The 18,577-nt window shown below is 71.7% G+C and carries 18 protein-coding genes; 5 read left to right on the plus strand and 13 right to left on the minus strand.

Annotation, left to right across the window (positions count from 1 at the left end; genetic code table 11):
- The first annotated feature begins 126 nt into the window (after positions 1-126).
- Complete coding sequence (locus ACSTA4_RS18030; protein WP_444960286.1) at positions 127-606, plus strand: NUDIX domain-containing protein; 480 nt, start codon at positions 127-129, stop codon at positions 604-606.
- A gap of 284 nt (positions 607-890) precedes the next feature.
- On the opposite strand, the gene ACSTA4_RS18035 is transcribed toward ACSTA4_RS18030, so the two are convergent.
- The 7 genes from ACSTA4_RS18035 to ACSTA4_RS18065 all read right to left on the minus strand — a co-directional run bounded on the left by ACSTA4_RS18035 (position 891) and on the right by ACSTA4_RS18065 (position 8,957).
- Entirely contained in the window at positions 891-1,718 is an 828-nt protein-coding gene (locus tag ACSTA4_RS18035) for an ABC transporter ATP-binding protein (protein ID WP_444960287.1), read from the minus strand.
- Positions 1,715-2,863 carry a FecCD family ABC transporter permease gene (locus tag ACSTA4_RS18040; protein WP_444960288.1) on the minus strand — a complete coding sequence of 383 codons (1,149 nt, stop codon included), beginning with the start codon at positions 2,861-2,863 and terminating at the stop codon, positions 1,715-1,717. The genes ACSTA4_RS18035 and ACSTA4_RS18040 overlap by 4 nt, the downstream gene beginning before the upstream one ends.
- The gene (locus tag ACSTA4_RS18045; protein ID WP_444960289.1) at positions 2,860-3,672 is read right to left on the minus strand and encodes a class I SAM-dependent methyltransferase; all 813 of its coding nucleotides are present in this window, start codon (positions 3,670-3,672) and stop codon (positions 2,860-2,862) included. Before ACSTA4_RS18045 ends, ACSTA4_RS18040 begins: the two co-directional genes overlap by 4 nt.
- Positions 3,672-4,703, minus strand: coding sequence for an ABC transporter substrate-binding protein (locus tag ACSTA4_RS18050; RefSeq protein WP_444960290.1), 1,032 nt, complete (start codon positions 4,701-4,703; stop codon positions 3,672-3,674). The genes ACSTA4_RS18045 and ACSTA4_RS18050 overlap by 1 nt, the downstream gene beginning before the upstream one ends.
- A gap of 196 nt (positions 4,704-4,899) precedes the next feature.
- Positions 4,900-5,550 carry a class I SAM-dependent methyltransferase gene (locus ACSTA4_RS18055; RefSeq protein ID WP_444960291.1) on the minus strand — a complete coding sequence of 217 codons (651 nt, stop codon included), beginning with the start codon at positions 5,548-5,550 and terminating at the stop codon, positions 4,900-4,902.
- Positions 5,551-6,142: 592 nt separating this feature from the next.
- The gene (locus tag ACSTA4_RS18060; RefSeq protein WP_444960292.1) at positions 6,143-8,089 is read right to left on the minus strand and encodes an alpha/beta fold hydrolase; all 1,947 of its coding nucleotides are present in this window, start codon (positions 8,087-8,089) and stop codon (positions 6,143-6,145) included.
- Between the two features lie 127 nt (positions 8,090-8,216).
- Positions 8,217-8,957: a MerR family DNA-binding transcriptional regulator gene (locus ACSTA4_RS18065; RefSeq protein WP_444960293.1), complete on the minus strand. Its 741-nt coding sequence runs from the start codon at positions 8,955-8,957 to the stop codon at positions 8,217-8,219.
- 264 nt (positions 8,958-9,221) lie between these two features.
- On the opposite strand from ACSTA4_RS18065, the gene ACSTA4_RS18070 reads away from it, so the two are divergent.
- Positions 9,222-9,455 (plus strand): (4Fe-4S)-binding protein, encoded by a 234-nt coding sequence (locus ACSTA4_RS18070; protein WP_444960294.1) that lies wholly within the window; start codon positions 9,222-9,224, stop codon positions 9,453-9,455.
- 181 nt (positions 9,456-9,636) lie between these two features.
- On the opposite strand, the gene ACSTA4_RS18075 is transcribed toward ACSTA4_RS18070, so the two are convergent.
- On the minus strand, positions 9,637-10,398 hold the full coding sequence (locus ACSTA4_RS18075; protein WP_444960295.1) for an SDR family oxidoreductase: 762 nt from the start codon (positions 10,396-10,398) through the stop codon (positions 9,637-9,639).
- 101 nt (positions 10,399-10,499) lie between these two features.
- Between ACSTA4_RS18075 and ACSTA4_RS18080 the strand changes: the two genes are divergently transcribed.
- Positions 10,500-11,363 carry a helix-turn-helix transcriptional regulator gene (locus tag ACSTA4_RS18080; RefSeq protein ID WP_444960296.1) on the plus strand — a complete coding sequence of 288 codons (864 nt, stop codon included), beginning with the start codon at positions 10,500-10,502 and terminating at the stop codon, positions 11,361-11,363.
- A gap of 62 nt (positions 11,364-11,425) precedes the next feature.
- Here ACSTA4_RS18080 and ACSTA4_RS18085 read toward each other — a convergent pair whose 3' ends face one another.
- On the minus strand, positions 11,426-12,001 hold the full coding sequence (locus tag ACSTA4_RS18085; RefSeq protein ID WP_444960297.1) for a dihydrofolate reductase family protein: 576 nt from the start codon (positions 11,999-12,001) through the stop codon (positions 11,426-11,428).
- A 176-nt stretch (positions 12,002-12,177) separates the two neighbouring features.
- A complete protein-coding gene (locus tag ACSTA4_RS18090) occupies positions 12,178-13,308 on the minus strand; it encodes a PucR family transcriptional regulator (RefSeq protein ID WP_444960298.1) in 1,131 nt (376 codons plus the stop codon).
- Positions 13,309-13,440: 132 nt separating this feature from the next.
- Between ACSTA4_RS18090 and ACSTA4_RS18095 the strand changes: the two genes are divergently transcribed.
- Positions 13,441-14,781 (plus strand): MFS transporter, encoded by a 1,341-nt coding sequence (locus tag ACSTA4_RS18095; RefSeq protein WP_444960299.1) that lies wholly within the window; start codon positions 13,441-13,443, stop codon positions 14,779-14,781.
- Positions 14,782-14,825: 44 nt separating this feature from the next.
- Positions 14,826-16,109 carry an ArgE/DapE family deacylase gene (locus ACSTA4_RS18100; RefSeq protein ID WP_444960300.1) on the plus strand — a complete coding sequence of 428 codons (1,284 nt, stop codon included), beginning with the start codon at positions 14,826-14,828 and terminating at the stop codon, positions 16,107-16,109.
- 114 nt (positions 16,110-16,223) lie between these two features.
- On the opposite strand, the gene ACSTA4_RS18105 is transcribed toward ACSTA4_RS18100, so the two are convergent.
- The 3 genes from ACSTA4_RS18105 to ACSTA4_RS18115 all read right to left on the minus strand — a co-directional run bounded on the left by ACSTA4_RS18105 (position 16,224) and on the right by ACSTA4_RS18115 (position 18,550).
- Positions 16,224-16,478 (minus strand): glutaredoxin family protein, encoded by a 255-nt coding sequence (locus ACSTA4_RS18105; protein WP_444960301.1) that lies wholly within the window; start codon positions 16,476-16,478, stop codon positions 16,224-16,226.
- A gap of 184 nt (positions 16,479-16,662) precedes the next feature.
- Positions 16,663-17,382: an MBL fold metallo-hydrolase gene (locus ACSTA4_RS18110; RefSeq protein ID WP_444960302.1), complete on the minus strand. Its 720-nt coding sequence runs from the start codon at positions 17,380-17,382 to the stop codon at positions 16,663-16,665.
- On the minus strand, positions 17,372-18,550 hold the full coding sequence (locus tag ACSTA4_RS18115) for an ATP-grasp domain-containing protein (RefSeq protein ID WP_444960303.1): 1,179 nt from the start codon (positions 18,548-18,550) through the stop codon (positions 17,372-17,374). The genes ACSTA4_RS18110 and ACSTA4_RS18115 overlap by 11 nt, the downstream gene beginning before the upstream one ends.
- Between the last annotated feature and the right edge of the window lie 27 nt (positions 18,551-18,577).

An 18,577-nucleotide genomic window follows, 5' to 3' on the forward strand; every position in this document is an offset into this window, starting at 1 on the left:
CGAGGGCTCCCCCGGCCGCGGAGTCCGGGGCGGCCCCGGACCGGGTCGCCTCCGGGGCAGAGTTCTCTCGTCAACGTTTTCTCGTCCACCGGGACAACCGGCTCCGACCACGGCAGGATCACGGACATGCCCGAGATCATCAAGCAGAAGGCCCGCGCGATCCTGTTCGACCGGCAGCGGCGGCTGGTGCTCATCAAGCGGACCCGCCCCGGCCGCGCCCCCTACTGGATCACGGCCGGGGGCGGTGTCGAGCCGGAGGACGCCGGCGTGGAGGCCGCCCTGCACCGCGAGGTCTTCGAGGAGCTGGGCGGACGCGTCGACCGGGTGCGCGAGGTCGTGGTCATCACCGACGAACGCCCCGAGGGGACCCTCGTCCAGCACGTGTTCGTCGCCCGGTTGACGGAGATGGACCCCTCCAGCCGTACCGGGCCGGAGTTCTCCGACCCCACGCGGGGAACCTACGAGACCGTCGTCCTCCCCGGTACCGCCGAAGCCCTCAGGAGCATCCGTCTGCTCCCGGAACCGCTGGCGCGGTTCCTGGAGGACAACCTGCGCGACTTGCGCGCCCTGGTGGCCGACCCCCGCACGGAGACGCCCCGCGGGTGAGTCCGCAAGCCCGAACCGACCGGACAACGGTGGAGAACCGGTCCGGGGAACACCGCTGGCGGATCGGGGACACCATGCGCCGCGGAACGCGAACGGGGAAGGTCCCGTCGCCCCCGCGTGCGCGGGGCCCGAGGCCTTCCCCGTCCTCACTCCGGTGTGCGGTCAGGTCACGGAGCCTGGCCCTGTCCGGGGCCGTCCGCGCCGTCCCGCGCCGGTCGCTGCCCCGCCTGGCGGGCGATGAGCAGGCCCTGCACGCACAGCCGCGAAAGGCCGCGCGAAGCGGCTCACTCCGTCTGCCGCTGGCGGTGCGACCCGGAATCGGACACCGGTGAGGACCCTTCGGGCACACCGCCCAGGTAGGTCACGACCGGCGCTCCCGTGTGCGGAGAGGTGTCGATGACGGCTTCGACCCCGTAGACGGAACGGACGAGGTCGGGTGTCAGCACGGCGGCGGGCGGTCCCGTCGCCGCGATCCGTCCGGCGTGCAGGACCGCGACCCGGTCGCAGTAGCGTGCGGCCAGGTTGAGGTCGTGCAGGGCGGTCACCACCGTCATGTCGAGCGAGCGCAGCAGGGTGAGGACGTCGAGCTGGTAGCGGATGTCGAGGTGGTTGGTCGGCTCGTCCAGCACGATCACCTCCGGCTGCTGCGCGAGCGCGCGGGCCAGCTGGGCACGCTGCTGTTCACCGCCGGAGAGCGTCCGCCACGACCGCGACCGGTAGGCGCGCATCCCGGTGAGGGCGAGCGCCTGTTCGATCGCGGCGCGGTCCGCACCGTCCAGCCCGGCGAAGGTGCCGCGGTAGGGCGTCCTGCCGAGCGCCACGGCGTCGTCGACGGTGATGTCGGTGTGCACCTCGGGTGACTGTTCCACGATGGCCACCCGCCGGGCGACCGCGCGCCGGGGCAGGGAGCGGACCGGTTCCCCGCCCAGGAGCACCGTTCCGGCGTCCGGCCGCCGGAGCCCCGCCAGGATGCGCAGCAGCGAGGTCTTGCCCGCCCCGTTGGGCCCGAGCACGGCGAGCACCTCGTTGGAGTACGCCCGGATCGAGACCCCGTCGAGGATGCGTGTCCTGTCGACCGACCACGTGATGCCGTTCGCCTCAAGTGCCGTCATTGCCGGGCCGCCCTTCCCAGGACGACCGCGAACACCGGTGCGCCGAGCAGCGCCGTGATCACTCCCACCGGGATCTCGTGCGGCGAGAACGCCGAACGGGCGAAGGTGTCGACCCACACCAGGAAGATCGCGCCCCCGAGCCCGCTGAGGGGGAGCAGCAGGCGGTGCGCGGGCCCCGCCAGCAGACGCACGACGTGCGGTACGAGCAGCCCGATGAACCCGATCGCCCCGGAGGCCGCGACGGCCGCCGCCGTGACGAGCGCGGTGAGGACCATGAGCGTCACCCGTGCCAGGGTCACGTTGATCCCGAGCGAGGAGGCGGTGTCCCAGCCGAAGGTGAACGCGTCCAGGGCCGGGGTGAAGAACAGGCAGCCGACGGCGCCGAGCACGATGACGGCGGACGCCACGAGCAGCGGCTCCCAGCGTGCGCCTCCGAGCGATCCGAGCAGCCAGTACGTGAAGCCCCGGGTGGCGTCCGCGTCGCCGTCGAGCATCAGCACGAGCGAGGTGATCGCGGAGAAGAACTGCGACACCAGCACACCGGTGAGCACCACGCGGGCGGGGTTGGAGACGCGTCCGCCCCCGATGAGGACCAGCACGATCGCGAATGCGGCCAGCGCCCCGGCGAAGGCGCCCGTGGAGAGGGTCACCGCGCCCGAGCCGAGTCCGAGCACCATGATCGCGACCGCCCCGGTGGACGCCCCCGAGGAGACCCCGAGCAGGTACGGTTCGGCGAGCGGGTTGCGGGTGATGGACTGCAGCACCGCGCCCGAGACCGAGAGCCCGAGACCGACCACGGCGGCCAGGAGCACGCGCGGCAGACGCGACTCCCAGATGAGGGCGTCGATGAGCGGCGGTGCCGCCGGGACGGGGGCGAGGGCGCCCAGCCCGATGTTGCGCAGGATGATCCCGAGCACGTCGAGCGCCCCGATGTTCGCCGTGCCGACGAAGGCCGCGACGACGATCGTCACGCACAGCGCGAGGACGAAGGCGGCGACGACGAGGGACGAGCGCAGCCTGCCCGGTACGCGTTTCGGAGGGACCTCGGCGCCGCCCGCCGCCGCCCGCGCCGCCGGCGGGTCGGCGTCGGGGAGAGCGTCCGCGTCGGGCGGACCGGTCCGCGAAGGATCGGTGAGTCTGGTCATATCTGCGCGAACACCACGACATCGTCGTAGTACCGCCAGATGACCCCGGTCTCGGCGAACCCGGCGGTACTGAGCGCCTGCAGGTGCAGTTCGAGCGGTGCGTGCGGTGTGGGCGGGCGGTCGGCGAAGCGGCGCTCGCGCTCGGCGTGGTGCTGTCCGAACGCGTCGTGCGCGACGGCGTCCGACCACCACTCGTCCCAGGTCCGCACACCCCGCGAGTGCGCGTCACGCTGCGTGCGCTCGTCGTCGTCGGCCGCCGCCCCGGTGAGGAACGGCTGCGAGCGCGGGTCGTAGCGCAGGTGGTCGGCGTTCATGAAGACGCCGTCGGCGGGGAGCAGGGCGCCCAGGGCGCCGTAGACGGCGACGAGCTGTGCCGGCTCCAGCCAGTGGAGCGCGGTCGAGGAGACGGCGACGTGCACCGGCCCCTCGGGCAGCTTGGCCCTCCAGCCGGGCGCGGCGAGGTCGACGTCGACCGGCGTGAAGCGTGAACCGTGGCGCTGACCGAGCCATGAGCCCGCGATCGCGAGCAGCACCGGGTCGTAGTCGACCCCGATCACCCGGGCGCCCGGGAACCGGTCGAGGACGCGCTGGGAGAGGCTGCCGGGGCCGCACGCCAGGTCGAGAACGGTCATGCCGGTCCCGTCGGCCCCGAACGCTTCCGAGGAGGCGCAGGTCCGCGCGATGACGTCGAGCATGATCTCGAACCTCTGCTCGCGGTGGGTGATGTAGGCCGCCTGCTGGGCGTCCCAGTCCCGGATGAGCCCTTCGAGGGCGTTCCCTTCGAGGGTGTCCGTGGTCGTGGTCGTCATCACTCGATCTCCATGTCGATGAGGCCCTGCGCGATGGTCGGGACGGCCTGCACGCTGTGGACCGACGGGTCCATGTGCTGCCCGGGCACGACGATGAAGCGCTCGTTGACGACGGCGTCCATGGTCGAGGTCAGGGGGTCGTTCTTGAGGAACTCGATCTTCTCCTCGGCCGTGTCGCCGGGGTATCCGCGGCTCAGGTCGGCGAGCACGAGCACGTCGGGGTCGCGCTCGGCGACCTCGTCCCAGCTGACCTCCGGCCATTTGGTCGAGGCGTCGCTGAAGGCGTTCTCGGCGCCGAGCATCTCGGTCACGGTCTGCGGGAGCCCGCCGGGCCCGGCGACCGACGGGGTGGAGGAGGACGACGCGGTGGAGTAGAACCAGACCAGGCTGGGCGTGCCCTCGATCTGCTCAGCGGCCTGGAGTCCCTCCTCGACCACGGCCCGCTGCTCGGCGACGAGCTCTTCGCCCGCGTCGGGCACGTCGAAGATCCGGGCGATCGTCTCGATCTCGTCGAAGAGCATCTCGAAGGTCGCGCCGCCCTCGACGGCCTCGTGGTAGGTGCAGTCGAACTCGCTCAGGTAGGTCGGGACGCCGAGCTCGTGCAGTTCGGCGCGCTCACCGGCGTTCTCGGCGGTGAGGAACGAGGCGAAGGACGAGTAGACGAAGTCGGGCTGCGCTTCGAGCAGGGTCTCGTGCTTGAGCAGGCCGTCCGTGAGCAGGGGGATGCTCTCGTAGGCGTCGGCGATGTCGCTGGGGACGGGGTCGGTCTCGTACGAGGTGCCCGCCATGCGGTCGGCGAGGCCGAGCTGGACCATGATCTCGGTGGCCGACTGGTTCAGCGAGACCGCGCGCTCGGGGGCCTGCTCGACGGTCACCTCGGTGTCGCAGTTCTGGATGCTGAGGGGGTAGGAGGTCGTGCCCTCGCCCGCGGCCGCCGCGGAGTCGGTCTCGGCGGCGGGCGCCGCCGCGCACCCGGCCAGGGTGAGAGCCGACACGACCCCCACGGTTCTGATAATGATTTTCAGATTCATGCCGGTAGGCTACAGCGCCTCCACCACCAGCCCGTACTCCACTGCGTGACGGCCGAGGGGGCGCCCACGGCATCCGGCGGGCGCCCCCTCCAGGGCGCGGGGCCCCGGACGGAGCCCGAAAACGCGACTCCAGAAGAAGCGGGACAAACCATCCGGGACGCCCGCTTCCCCACGGGCGCCCCGGATTGCGGAACCGTCAGGCGGAGTGGCGGCGGACCACGATCACGTTGTCCGTGACACTGGCCGTCGTGCCGTCGGGGCCGTCGGCCACCCGTTCGGCGCTCTCGCAGCGTTCGGTGGTCCAGCCGTCCCCGAGCATCAGTGTGACAAGGGTCTCCTCCGGCGTGGGGAACGTGGGCTCCTCGTCCCCGAATCGCCAGGACCAGGGCGCGGTGGACGCGTGGTCGACGAGGACCAGGCGTCCGCCGACCGCCACCCGCTCGGCGGCGCGGCGCAGGACTTCCTCCCGGCCGAACGCCACCGGGCTGTGGAAGTAGCAGGCGTAGACCAGGTCGAACGGTCCGGCGGGCAGCGAGCGGGACAGGTCGTGCCGCTCGGCCCGCAGGCGGTCCAGGCCCTGCGCGGCAGCCATGTCGGCGATGCGCTCGACCGCAGTGGCCGAGACCTCGGTCGCGGTGACGTGCCAGCCCAGGGAGGCCAGCCACCGGGCGTCTCCGCCGCGGCCCGAGCCCAGGTCGCAGGCGCGGCCCGGCGCCAGTTCGAGGTCGCGCACCAGCCCGGTCAGCCGGACGTTGGGCGGGGGCGCCGTGACGGTCTCGGCCGACTGGTGCAGCGGTTCCCAGAACTCGGCGCTGGGTGAGGTGGGGTCCTGAGCGTCATGTGTCATAGGGCGATGCTCACCGACGCCCACGGTTCCAGGCGATCCCTTTTGCCGGAACAGCAAACGCGCAGGCCCCGGGCGGGCTGGCCGAAGTCGCCCCCGGACGTCGGCGCCGCCCGAGCGGCCCTGTCCGCCCTCGCGGCGTGGAAGCACGACACGGTCGATGACGACGGTGTCTTCCCCGATGGGCCGAACCGCCCGGCAAGAGGACGACCCGATGCGCGGGAACCCCGCGACCGGCCCGCGGGCACGGGCCCTGCCGACCTCGGCGTTCCTGCCCCCGGGGCGGACATCCCCGTGCTCTCCGCAGCCCTTCCTCAAGTGAGCCGGGTCACTCGTATTCCTCTAGAAAACGATTATCGTTTTCAAATAGCATCGCAGGTGACCGCGCGGGCCCAAGGCACGACGGACAGATCACACCCTGCCGCCTTGGAACGCGCGGTCGCCACACGCCCCCGACCGGACAGGTGGGCGCGCGGCCCAGCCCCCATAGGCCTCTCGCCCGGCCCCGGGAGCGGACCGGCGCCCACCTGTTCACCCCGGAGGGGGCTCCCCGCGCCTCCACCGCAACGCCTGCGCGCGTCCGCGCCGCCGCGGGTCAGGACCCGGTCGCGGACCGCCCGCCCAGGTGGCGGGCCAGGAAGCGCTCCAGCCTCCCGTACAGCTCGATGTTGCTGTCCGGGTTGGTGAACCAGTGCCCCTCGGTCTCGTTCAGCAGGTACTCGACCTCGGCGCCGCGGGAGCGGAGCGCGTCGAAGACCCGGTCGGAGTTGCGCCGGTGGACGCGCACGTCGTTGGCTCCGTGGATCAGCAGCACCGGCGCGGTGATGTCGTCGACCCGGCTGATGGGCGAGCGGGCGAGCATGTCGGCCCTCTGGCGGGGGTCGTCCGGGTCGCCGATGTAGCGCAGGTAGCTGTTCTCGACGGTGCGGCGGGCGAACGGGACGACCGACTCGACGAGGTCGACCAGGTCGGACATTCCGGTGTAGCTGACCGCGGCGGCGAACCTGTCCGGGGTGAACGCCGCTCCGACCAGCGCCGCGTAGCCGCCGTAGGAGCAGCCGTAGACCGCCACCCGGTCCGGGTCGGTGTAGCCCTGTTCGACCGCCCAGTCGAGGGCGTCGATCAGGTCGTCGTGCATGCGCCCGGAGAACTGGCCGATCGCGGCCTGTGTGTGGGCCTTGCCGTAGCCGGTGGAGCCGCGGAAGTCGACCTGCAGCACCGCGTAGCCGCGGTTGGCCAGGAGTTGCACCTCCGGGTCGTAGCACCAGCTGTCGCGGTACCACGGTCCGCCGTGCACCAGCAGCACCGTCGGCAGGCCGCGCGGTTGGACCCCGACCGGCAGGGTGAGGTGGCAGGGCAGGGTCAGGCCGTCGCGGGCGCTGACCGCGACCGGGGTGACCGGGGCCAGTTCGGCCGGGTCCAGGTGGGGGAAGGGCCGGAACAGGCGGCGGGCCCGTCCCGTGGCGTGGTCGTAGAACCAGGTGACGCCGGGGTCGCGGTCGTGGGTGAAGTCCACCACCCAGCGCCGCGCCGCGGTGTCGCAGGAGACGTGGGCCAGGTCGCCGTCGGACAGTTCGGCCAGCCGCGGCAGGACCTCGGCGAAGTGCGGGTCGAGCGCGTGGATCTCCTGACGGGTGCCGAGGTAGCGGGCGCCGAGCAGGTCCCCGGTTCCCGGGTGCAGGATCAGCGAGGACGGGAAACGCGGGTCGGCCTCGGGGCGCGGGGTGTCCAGGTCGAACACGGGGTGGCTGTCCACGCCGGTCTGCTCGCCGGTCTCCAGGTCGAGCCGGACCAGGCGGGTGCGGTCGGAGCCCCGTGACGAACCGATCCACAGTCCGTTCCCGTCCGGGGTGGGCGCCGCCGGAAGGATGCCGAAGAGGGCGTCGGTGCCGGGGAAACGGGCGATCGTGCGCCGCGTGCCCTCGGTGTGCTCCGACAGCACGTGGTCGCCTCCCTCCTCCATGGTGAACGCCAGCAGCCGGTCCGGGGTGCGCAGCCAGGCGAGGACGTCGCCGGGGTTCTCCGCGGCGGTGGTCAGGCGGCCGGTCTCCAGATCGAGTTCGAACAGGTCGGCCAGGTCGGGGCGGCGCAGGTTGAGCTGTACGAAAGCGGTGCCCGGGCGGTCCGGCGGGAGTTGCGCGCCGAGCAGCCGCACGCCCTCGAAGGGGGTCAGGTCGACGGCGGGCTCGTCGGGCCGGTTCGGGTCCGCGCGGTGCAGGTGCCAGTTCTCGTCGCCGTCGGTGTCCTGCTGGAACAGCAGGTAGCGGCCGTCGGCGGTCCAGAAGAAGGCGTCGACGTTGCGACGGGTGTCGGAGGTGACGCGCCGCACGCCCGGGGCGTCGGCGCCGTGTACCCCGTCGGCGTCTTGTACTTCGTCGGGGGCGGTCCAGTCCGAGTCCGGGTCGCGGATGAACACGTTGAGGCGGCCGTGCCACGGAGCGAGGTAGGCGACCTTCGTGCCGTCCGGGGACAGCAGGGCCCGGCTGCGGGCGGGCGGGCCGAAGAACTCCTCGACGGTGATCGGCTTCGACGGAGCGGTCATGGCGGTTCCTCGTGGTCGACGGGTTCGTGCACGCCCGAGTCCACTCCCCGACGTCGCGTCACACTCAAGACCGGAGGGAGTGACCCGCACCACACCCGCCCATCGGCCAGGCGCCCCGGGGGGCCGGTCAGGCTCCGGCCGCCGGGGCCAGCCGCCGCTGGACCCGGCGCAGGACGCGGTGCTGTACGGGGCGGAGGGTCCGCCCGCTCAGTTCGTCCATCAGGGTCGAGGCCCGCGCGTCGGACGGGAACAGGCCGACCAGTCGCGCCACCACCGGTTCGAGGCGCGCGACCAGATCGTCGGCCAGTGCCGCGACCTCCTCCTCCGGGGTGTCGGGGCCCAGGGCGTAGAAGCGTTCCGTCAGCGGTGCGAGCGCGGCCGTGCCGTCGTTCACCTCGCCGAGCAGGGCGGCGAGTGCCGCCGGACCGTCCCCGCCGAGCAGATGTGCGACCAGGACGAGCTGTTCGTGCTCGTAGCGGGCCATGTCCTCGGGCACGGCCGAGGCGGGGTCGGAACGCAGCGCCGAGAACTCCGGAGGCAGGTCGGGCGGGGCGCCGCTGCGGCGCAGCGCGGCGATGTCCGCACGGCGGGCGAGGAGCCGTTCGACCTCGGCGGCGGCCCGGCGGTCGAGTTCGTCGAGCAGTTCCTCCGCGGCCGCCGGATCGTCCAGTACCGGGGGCAGCTCGGACAGCGGTACGCCGAGCGCGGTCATCCTCGTGATGCGCAGGAGCCGGACGAGGTGGCCCACGTCGTAGCGCCGGTAGCCCCCGGCCGAGCGGGGCGGCTCGGGCAGCAGTCCGATCTGGTGGTAGTGGCGCAACGTGCGTACGGTGACGCCCGCCAGTTCGGCGAGTTCGTTGCTGAGCATCGGTCGGCTCCTTCGGCTCCTGTTCGCGCGGGCGGCCGGTGGCCCCGGACGGCGGTTCCGCCCCGCGGCGTCGACGACGGTAGCGCGGGCCCGGGTTCCTCCGGTCGCCACGGGGACGGGAAAGGAAGCGAGGAGCCGCGCGAGGCCCTTCCGTCGCAGGTCTCCGCGTTCTCGACATATGCCCTTGGAGCGGATAGCATACCCAACCTAGTTGACACATCATCTAGATTGAGCGGCTGTGAAGCCTGGGCGGAGGGGACCGGAGTGAGCGGCGGACACGGCAAGAGGGCGTACGAGGGTGAGTCGATCACGGTCACCTTCGAGGCGGAGCGCTGTCAGCACGCCGCCGTGTGCGTCAACGGCCTGCCCGAGGTGTTCGACACCCGGCGGCGCCCGTGGATCCAGCCGGACGGCGCCGCCGCCGACCGCCTGGCCGAGGTGATCCGGCGCTGCCCCTCCGGCGCGCTGCAGTACCGGCTCGCGGACGGCGCGAGGTAGGCCCCTGGCCGGTCCACCTCCGTGTGCGCGGAGCTCGGGCGTGCCGGGGCGGTCGAAGCAGGCGGGCACGTCGGCGGCCCGCCTGCTTCGACGACCTGGCGGCACCCCGGGTGTGTCAGCGGTCCGTCGAAGACCGCCGACACGGGGACGGCGCACCGGTGAGCACACCGGCCGCCCGGAGTCAGACGGGCTGGCCGATCGGACGGATCGTCACCGTGTTGAGGTCGACGCCTGTCGGCTGGTCGAGGGTGAAGGCGATCGTCTCGGCCACCGCGTCCGGGCTCATGGCGATGGGGGGAGCCTGGCCGTGCCAGAACGCGGTGTCGATCATGCCCGGGTTCACGACCGTGACCCCGACGCCGCGGGTCGTGGCGTGCAGGCGCAGGTTCTCGGCGAAGCCGACCACCGCCCACTTCATGGCGGAGTAGAGGTTGCCCGGGCTGTTCTTGGTTCCGGCCACGCTGCCGATGAGCACCAACCGGCCCCGGGACCGTTCGAGGTGGGGCAGGGCCGCCTTGGCCAGCAGGGCCGGGCCGAGCACGTTGGCGAGTACCATCGGCGCCCACAGTCGCGGATCGCCGCCGCCGATGACGTCGGCACCGCCCTTCCGGAAGTGATCCGCGGACGCGCCTCCCGCGTTCGCGATCGCCGCGTCGAGCGACCCGAAGCGCTCCACCGTGCTGGTGACCGCCGTGTTCGTGGCGTCCCAGTCGGAGGCGTCCGCCACCAGGCCCAGGACGCGGTCCGCGTGGCCGACCTCGTCCAGGAAGGCCTTGAGCCGACCGGGGTCGCGCCCGGTGACGGCGACCCGGTGGCCGCGCACGAGCAGGAGCCGAGCGGTGGCGGCGCCGATCCCGCTGGTGCCACCGGTGATCAGGACCGTCCTCGCGGCGGTCGGCGATGCGTCGGAGCCGTTGAGCGTGTCAGTGAGTGAGGTGTTCATGGCGTCCACTCTGGAGCGCGGCGCAAAGGCGCGACAGTTGCTTCCGAAGGTGGGGACGCCATCCCCTGGCACCGACGGCACCTCTGGAGGATGCTGAGCCCATGTCGAACACGAGGCACTCCGAACTCGGCGGCTTCCTGCGTTCGCGGCGCGAGCGGATCCGCCCCGAGGAGGTCGGGCTCTCGCCCGGCCCGCGGCGCCGCGTCCCCGGTCTGCGTCGCGACGAGGTCGCCGTTCTGGCCGGCGCCTCGGTGGAGTACTACACCGAGCTGGAGCGAGGTGCCGGCTCGCAGCCCTCCGACCAGATGCTCGCCTCGCTCGCCCGCGCGCTGCGCCTCAGCCGCGACGAACGCGACCACCTGTACCGGTTGGCGAACCGTCCGCTCCCGTACCGGGGCGGGACGATCTCGCACGTCTACCCCGCGATGCTCGACCTGCTGACACGGATCGACGGCTCCCCGGCGATGGTGAGCACCGATCTGCACACCGTTCTGGTCCAGAACCCGCTCGCCGTCGCGATGCTCGGCGACCTGTCCGCGCACCGCGGCCGCGCGGCGAGCTTCATCCACCGCTGGTTCACCGACCCGGCCTCGCGGCAGATCTACCCGAAGGAGGACCTCGCCCCGCAGTCACGCTCGTTCGTCGCCGACCTACGGGCGGCGGTCGGGCGGCGCAGCCCGGGCGACGCCGAGGCGACCGAGCTGGTGGACGAGCTGCTGCGGCGGTCGCCGGAGTTCGGGGCGCTCTGGGCCGACCAGGACGTAGAGGTGCGCAGGGACGAGCGCAAGCGGATCGTCCACCCCACCGTCGGCATGCTCGACCTCAACTGCCTCAGCCTCTTCAGTGAGGACGACCGCCAGCGGTTGCTCTGGTTCACCCCGCGCACCGGGACCGACACCGCCGAGAAGCTCGCGCTGCTGGGTGTCGTGGGCACACAGGAGATGGGGACCGAACCGGTCCGGTGAACCGGTCGAGAAGGCGGGGACGGGCAGGGCTCCGGACCCGTCGCGGGGCGGCGGACCGTTGTTCAGCTGTGGAGGGCGGGCCTGTAGACCAGCTCCTGGATACGCCCGTCGAACGTACGGCTCGTGACCAGGTCGAGGTCGAAGTCCGCCGCCTCGAAGATCCGGTCGGTCCCGGTCCGCCCGCTGATCACCGGGAAGACCGTCACCTGGACGCGGTCGACGAGCCCGGCGGCCATCAGGGCCCGGTTCAGCGACAGGCTGCCGTGCGAGCGCAAGGGCACCCCGGACTCCTCCTTGAGCCGGGCGACGACGTCGACGGCGTCGCCGCTCTCGACGGTCGCGTCCGGCCACGCGAAGGGTCCCGAGAGCGTCGTCGACACGACCGTGGTGGGCATGGTGCGCATCCGGGAGTTGACGGGGTCGATGTCGGCCTCGGGGATCGGGCCCAGCAGCTCCATGAACTGCCGGAAGGTGGCGGCTCCCAGGACCATCCGCTGCTCCTCGCCGAGCACGGCGATGCGGTTGTCGAGGAACTCCGGGCCCTGTTTGCCCCAGTAGCCGCCCCAGTCCCCGTCGGGGCCGTAGGAGCCGTAGCCGTCCAGGGTGGAGAAGACGTCCCAGGTGTAGACGGCGGCCATGATGCTCACCTCGCGTGCGGTCGATGATCCCGTCGTGGATACGGACCAGGTGCAGCGGCGGAACTCATCGCGCTCCGGCTCCCGGATCGGGGCCGGTTCCGGCTCGGGACGCCCCGGGGTCCTCGAACCGCGCGGGGGCGTCCCCCAGAAGACCGCAGGGGTGAGCGGCCGAGGCCCTAGCGCAGGACGGTCAGGGCGAGGTGGGCCGCGGACGCGTCGACCGGTCTGGTGACGTCGAGCCCGGTGGCCTCGGCGAAGCGGCGCAGGCGGTTGATCACCGTGTTGCGGTGGCAGAACATCGCCTGCGCGACCTCGGTCACCGAACCGGTCCGGTAGTAGGCCTCGACCGTCTCGACCTGCAGGTCGACCTCGCGTTCGGTGAACCCGCCGAGCGCCTCCCGCACGTCGCGGGCGAAGGCCTCGGCGGCCGGTCCCAGGCGCACGCCCGCCAGCCGGGTCCAGTGGCCCTCGACCGTGGCCGCCGCGCCGGGCCGCGCCCACTCCGCCAGCTCGCGGGCGAGCCGCCACATCGGGGCGATCTCCCCGATGCCGTGGGCGCTCGGGGAGATCCCGACGGGTTTGCCCAGCAGCGTCTCCCGGGCGGCGCCCGCGGCGTCCCCGGCCGGGACGATGGCGAACTCCACCCCGTCCAGGCGGAGCAGGACGGCCCCGGGAAGCACCTGGCCGACCCAGCCCCGGAAGTCGCGGGCGTGGTTGCCGTTGGCCACCAGGACGAGGTGGACGCCGTCGGGGCGCAGGCCCAGCGCCCGCGCCGCCTGCTCGTTCAGGCGCGGGTCCCCGCCGGAGCCGCTCAGCAGGTGCCGGAGGAGGAAGGCGTGCTCCAGCTCCAGTTCCGCGCGCATCCGGGCGATCTCGTCGGTGTAGCCGGTCTGCACGTGGGTGGTGTGCACCTCCACCGCCTCCCAGATGGAGATGACCTCCTCGGAGAAGTCGCGGAAGTCGGCCTCGGCGACGTGGGCGCGCATCGCTTCCCAGAGGAAGCGGAAGTCCATGCGCACGGCCCGCAGCAGCGACTCCAGGGGGATGCCGCGGCGGGCGCGGGAGCGTCCGACCTCGACCGAGTGGGCGCGCAGCTCGCCGTGGCGGTCCCGCCCCCGCAGGAGTTCCAGGAGGAGTTCGAGCGTGGCCCGGGCCGTGCCGTACAGCTCGGCGTCGTCGATGACGGTCTCGGCGTACCCGGTCAGCTCGCGAACCCTGCGCACGTAGGTCCAGGCAACGGTCTCCAGCTCCTCCAGGCACGCCTGTGCGGCGCGGGGGATGACGTCCGACGGCGCTGTTTTGTGCATGTGCACATTCTAGGCGGCGTTCTCGTTGGGTTATGCGCTTGTGGGAGTGCGCTTTTTCCAAGACGATGATCGGCATCACACCTGGTCACCGACGTCCCGTCCGACCGGTGCACATCTCCCGGAGGATTCCCCATGCCACAGCCCGATCCGGCCCCGGCCGGCGCGAGAGCGCCGAAGGTCGAAGCGGCCGACGCCAGGCGCATCGCCTTCGCGGCCTTCGTCGGAACAGCCCTGGAGTGGTACGACTACTTCCTGTTCGGCACGGCCGCCGCGCTGGTCTTCAACCGCCTGTTCTTCACCGAACTCGACCCGGGCGCGGGCCTCATGGCGGCGCTGGCGACCTTCGGCGTGGGCTTCGCCGCCAGGCCCATCGGGTCCCTGATCTTCGGCACCATCGGGGACCGCTACGGGCGGCGCCCCGCACTGCTGATGACCATCGTCATGATCGGCTGCGCGACCGGGCTCATCGGCGTGATCCCCGACTACATGGCCATCGGGATCGCCGCGCCGATCCTGCTCGCGGTCCTGCGGCTCCTGCAGGGGCTGGCCGTGGGCGGCGAATGGGGCGGCGCCATCACCATCGCCATCGAGCACGCCCCCGAACGCCAGCGCGCCCGCTACGCCGCCCTGGTCCAGATCGGCTCCCCGGTCGGCACGCTCATCTCCTCGGCCGCCTTCGCCGCCGTGCTGACGCTGCCTGCGGCCGACTTCGACGCCTGGGGGTGGCGCCTGCCGTTCCTGGCCGCGTTCCCGCTGCTGGGCATCGCCCTCTACATCCGCTTCAAGGTGGAGGAGTCCCCCGTCTTCCAGGAGCTGGTGCAGATGGAGGACCGCGCCAAGGTGCCCGCCCTGGCCCTGTTCCGCGAGGCCGGGGGCCGCCTGCTCGTGGCGGTGGCCGCGGCGCTGCTGGGGGTCGGCGGCTTCTACGTGATGACGACCTTCGTGGTCTCCTACGCCTCCACGGTGCTGGAGGTCGACCGCCAGGCGGTCGTGAACGCCACGCTCGTCGCCGCCGTCTTCCAGATCGCCACGACCCTGGTCGCCGGGCGCGCGGCCGAGCGCTTCGGCCCCGGCCGGATGACGGTGATCGGCGCCCTGTCCACCGCCGCGGCCGCGTTCCCCCTGTTCTGGCTCATCGACACCGCCGACCCGTGGGCGATCACCGCGGCGGTGACCATCGGGATCTGCCTCATCACCCTGGCCTACGCCGTCACCGGCACCCTGCTGGCCGACCTCTTCCCGCCCCGGCTGCGCTACAGCGGCGTGTCCCTGGGTTACAACCTCGCCGGAACCCTCAGCGGGTTCCTCCCGCTCATCGCCACCGCGCTCCTGGCCGTGGACGACGGCGCGTCCTGGCCCGCGGTGCTGGTCCTCATCGGCATCTGCGCCGTCACCGCGCTCGGCGGCCTGGCCGGTGAGCGGATCAGGGCCGCGGACACCCGCGCCGCCGCCGACGCCCGGGCGGCGGCGTGAACCGCCCGCCCGCACCGACCACAGCCCCGCATGAGGAGAACCGCATGAACCTCGCACCCGACGTCGTCGCGCGCATCGAAGCGGCGGTCGACGACGCCTTCGACGCCCAGTTGGACTTCACCCGGGAACTGGTGCGCCACCCCTCCCTGCGCACCCGGGAGTCCTCGGCCCAGGACCTGATGCACGGGGCCATGGAGCGGCGGGGGCTGGCCGTGGACCGGTGGGAACTCGATCCGGAGGAGATCTCCGCCCACCCCGGCGCCGGGAAGATCACGGTCTCCTACGAGGGCATGGAGAACGTGGTGGGCACCTACACCCCGGCTCAGGGCGGAGGCCGCTCGCTGATCCTCAACGGCCACATCGACGTGGTCCCCGAGGGACCCCTCGGGGAGTGGTCCCGCTCCCCGTGGGACGCCCCCGTCATCGACGGCTGGCTGCACGGCCGGGGCAGCGGCGACATGAAGGCGGGGCTGGCAGCCAACCTGTTCGCCTACGACGCCGTGCGCGCGGCCGGGTTCGCCCCCGCCGGGCGCATCCACTTCCAGTCCGTGGCGGAGGAGGAGTGCACCGGCAACGGCGCGCTGGCGACGGTCCAGCGCGGGTACACCGCCGACGCCGTGCTGATCCCCGAACCCGAGGAGGACATGCTGGTCCGCGCCAACGTCGGCGTCATCTGGTTCACCGTGCGGGTCGCGGGCCACCCCACGCACCCCAGGGAGATGGCGTCGGGGTTCAACGCGATCGACGCGGCGCACCACGTGATGGGGCGGCTGCGCGTCCTCGAACAGCGCTGGAACGACGAGAGGGGCAGTCACCCCCACTTCGAGGACCTGGACCACCCCATCAACTTCAACCTCGGCGGCATCAGCGGCGGCGACTGGCCGTCGAGCGTCCCCGCCTGGTGCGAGCTCCAGGTCCGGGCGGCGATCTACCCGGGGGTGAGCGCCGACGACGCCTGGGAGCAGATCCAGGAGGTGCTGCGGGAGGCCACCACCGACGACGCGGGCAACCCCATCGAGGCCGTGGGCGAGCGGACCGGCTTCTACGCCGAGGGCTACGTGCTGCCCGAGGGCACGGAGGCCGAAAACGTGCTGCGCGAGGCCCACCGGACCGTCTTCAAGGACGAGCTGCGGACCTTCACCACCCCCGGTTACCTCGACGGCCGCGTGTACGCCCTGTGCCAGGGGATTCCCGCGCTGGTCTACGGGCCGGTCTCGGAGGCCATCCACGGGTACGACGAGCGCGTGGACGTGGAGTCCGTGCGGCGGATCACCAAGTCCATCGCCCTGTTCATCGCGCAGTGGTGCGGTCTGGAGGAGGCCGCCTGAGGTCGGGCGCGCTCGGGGAAGTCGTCCCGAGCACACGTGACGCGCACCGGGCGTGGACAGGGTCGGGGTCGGACCGGGGTGCCGCCCGCGCGATGTGCGCGGGCGGCACCGCCGTCAGATCAGCGACAGCTCACGGAGCTTGGCCTCGACCAGCGCGTTGTCCGGTTCGACGTGGTGGGACCCGTCCGGGTAGACGACCACCGGGATGTTCGTGCGCCCCGAGATCTCCCGGGCCCGCTCCGTGGCGGCCGGGTCGTGCTCGACGTCGACGTACTCGAAGGGCACCGCCAGCTCGGCCAGCTGCTTCTTGGTGCGTCGGCAGTCCCGGCACCAGTCGGCCCCGTAGACGCGGATCGCGGCCTCGTTCACTCGTCCTCCCCTGGGGTGGTCACCACGCCAGTGTGCCCGACGGTCCCGGAGCCTGGTCGTTGGGAGAGCACTCCGACCAGCCGTCAGCGGCTACACGGAGGGACCGTACCGGCCCGGCCCCGCCCCGGAAGGTCGCCGGTGAACAGGCGCGCCGAACGCGTTCACCAGGGGTGGATTTCCCGCTTCACCCGAAACGCACACCGGAACGGGTATCCCGCACCAAAGCCGCAGCTTGGCGCATAAAAGGGTTCACATCCCGCTCCACGCCAACCGTGCTGTCTCGGCCGTGCCCAGTCAGCAGAATTGTCGCATCGTCTTTTGTCAGCACTTTTTCCCGGAGGGACCTGAGGGTCTGCTGTCGGCTTCCGCCCGGCATGTCGGTGCGGCCGATGCTTCCAGCATACAAAACGTCCCCTACCAGGCAATAGGAAGCGTCATCCGTGCCCCTGGGCAGATTGAAGATGACAGATCCAGGCGTGTGGCCGGGCGCGTGTTCAACAATCAATTCCAACCCGGCCAGGTTCAACTCTTCCCCGTCCTTCAGATACAGGACATCGTTCGGTGGCTCCCAGCGCCACTCCGGCCCCAGGATCCTCCTGAACTGCGGAGAGAACTCTGGTCCGAGGCCCGCGTGGGGGTCCGCCAACATCTTCGAGTCACCAGGGTGGATGTATGCGGGTATGCCGTAGGCGGCGCACACGGCAGCGGCCGAGCACGTGTGGTCCAGATGCCCGTGGGTGAGCAGGACCGCGCGCGGAGACAGCCCGTACGCCTCCACTTTCTCTTTCAATCCCCCGACGACACCGATGCCCGGATCAACGACGACGCAATCTCCGCCGCGCTGGTTCGCCAGCAGACGGCATTTAGTTCCGAAAGCATCAGAGACCACCTCCTCAAGGAACACGAGTGTCCTCCTTCACTCGTATGCTGATCGCCGACCGCACCCGCGCCTCCAGTTCATCGAGTTCCGCCTCGGTATCGGCATCGACAAGGAAGCTCACCGCCCGGTCATCAGACGAGGCCAGATCACCCAGCAGGGTTCCCCGCTCCTTGAAGACCAGCACTCCCCGCAGAGCAGGCGCGTCACCGGGCACGCCCGGACGGAGACGGGGCCACAGGTCGGCCCTCCCCAGCCAGGTGATCCGGGTGCCGGGCCAATCCAGGGTCACGTCCTCCAGGACTCCGTGCGGATGCTCCAGGTACACCTGGCGCGCCACACGCCGGGGATGCGGATAGGAGGCCGTCTCCCCTAGTGCGATGCGGACGATCGGTGCTTCCATGGGCTCGCCGCAGGCCAGCTCATACAGTGCCGTGATCCCGTCTCCGGGCGTGCGGGCGGCGACCTCCATGAGGCGGGGCTGACCATTCCCGTCGATACGCCATTCCGAATGGGTCACACCGTTCTCGAAGGACAAACCGTCCAGAAGTGAAGCGTTGGCCTGGAGAACCTTTTTCGACAGGGATGCGTCTGGGGCAGCGCCCGGTACCGTATGTGACAGCTCGACGAACCCGCTCCCGCTGCCCGTGGTCTCCTTCCGGGTCAGCGAGGAGAACACGGTCCGGCCTTCCTGGACCAGGGACTCCACCGAGTACTCCTGCCCGTTCACCCGTTCCTCCACCAGGAGGGTCTCGTGGTCCGGGTAGGAGGTCATCACGGACGCCGCTTCCTCGGGTGTGTCGCAGGACACCACACCGGAACTGGCGTGTCTGGTGGCCGGTTTGACCACCACCGGGTACTGGAGGGCACCGAGGTCGCCGCTTCCCCTGCCTCCCGGAGGCACGGTCAGGGTCCGGGGCCCCAGGGCTTCGAGGTAAGCCCGCTGGAGATACTTGCTGCGGCAGACCCTGCCCGCACGCAGTCCCACTCCGGGCAGGCCGAGCACATCGCACACCATGCCCGTGGGCTCGACGAGGGTCTCCTCCATCGCGAAGACGCCCCTGATGCGGTACTGGTCCCGCCATCGCTGGAGGACCGCGAACACGCCAGGGGTGAAGGACGACTCCCGGTCCAGCGATCCGGACACGTAGGCGATCTCCGAGATCCAGAAGGCGGGGTTGTCCGGGTCGGCCATGGCCTTCCCCGCCTGGTCACGGCAGGA

The sequence above is a fragment of the Nocardiopsis sp. M1B1 genome, from assembly GCF_052466615.1.

What these genes read in the sequence shown, in the direction of transcription:
- ACSTA4_RS18115 (WP_444960303.1), bottom strand. Translation starts at nt 18,550, where the DNA reads ATGGCCGACCCGGACAACCCCGCCTTCTGGATCTCGGAGATCGCCTAC.
- ACSTA4_RS18095 (WP_444960299.1), top strand. Translation starts at nt 13,441, where the DNA reads ATGCCACAGCCCGATCCGGCCCCGGCCGGCGCGAGAGCGCCGAAGGTC.
- ACSTA4_RS18080 (WP_444960296.1), top strand. Translation starts at nt 10,500, where the DNA reads ATGTCGAACACGAGGCACTCCGAACTCGGCGGCTTCCTGCGTTCGCGG.
- ACSTA4_RS18060 (WP_444960292.1), bottom strand. Translation starts at nt 8,089, where the DNA reads ATGACCGCTCCGTCGAAGCCGATCACCGTCGAGGAGTTCTTCGGCCCG.
- ACSTA4_RS18050 (WP_444960290.1), bottom strand. Translation starts at nt 4,703, where the DNA reads ATGAATCTGAAAATCATTATCAGAACCGTGGGGGTCGTGTCGGCTCTC.
- ACSTA4_RS18030 (WP_444960286.1), top strand. Translation starts at nt 127, where the DNA reads ATGCCCGAGATCATCAAGCAGAAGGCCCGCGCGATCCTGTTCGACCGG.
- ACSTA4_RS18090 (WP_444960298.1), bottom strand. Translation starts at nt 13,308, where the DNA reads ATGCACAAAACAGCGCCGTCGGACGTCATCCCCCGCGCCGCACAGGCG.
- ACSTA4_RS18075 (WP_444960295.1), bottom strand. Translation starts at nt 10,398, where the DNA reads ATGAACACCTCACTCACTGACACGCTCAACGGCTCCGACGCATCGCCG.
- ACSTA4_RS18045 (WP_444960289.1), bottom strand. Translation starts at nt 3,672, where the DNA reads ATGACGACCACGACCACGGACACCCTCGAAGGGAACGCCCTCGAAGGG.
- ACSTA4_RS18040 (WP_444960288.1), bottom strand. Translation starts at nt 2,863, where the DNA reads ATGACCAGACTCACCGATCCTTCGCGGACCGGTCCGCCCGACGCGGAC.
- ACSTA4_RS18085 (WP_444960297.1), bottom strand. Translation starts at nt 12,001, where the DNA reads ATGGCCGCCGTCTACACCTGGGACGTCTTCTCCACCCTGGACGGCTAC.
- ACSTA4_RS18100 (WP_444960300.1), top strand. Translation starts at nt 14,826, where the DNA reads ATGAACCTCGCACCCGACGTCGTCGCGCGCATCGAAGCGGCGGTCGAC.
- ACSTA4_RS18065 (WP_444960293.1), bottom strand. Translation starts at nt 8,957, where the DNA reads ATGCTCAGCAACGAACTCGCCGAACTGGCGGGCGTCACCGTACGCACG.
- ACSTA4_RS18055 (WP_444960291.1), bottom strand. Translation starts at nt 5,550, where the DNA reads ATGACACATGACGCTCAGGACCCCACCTCACCCAGCGCCGAGTTCTGG.
- ACSTA4_RS18035 (WP_444960287.1), bottom strand. Translation starts at nt 1,718, where the DNA reads ATGACGGCACTTGAGGCGAACGGCATCACGTGGTCGGTCGACAGGACA.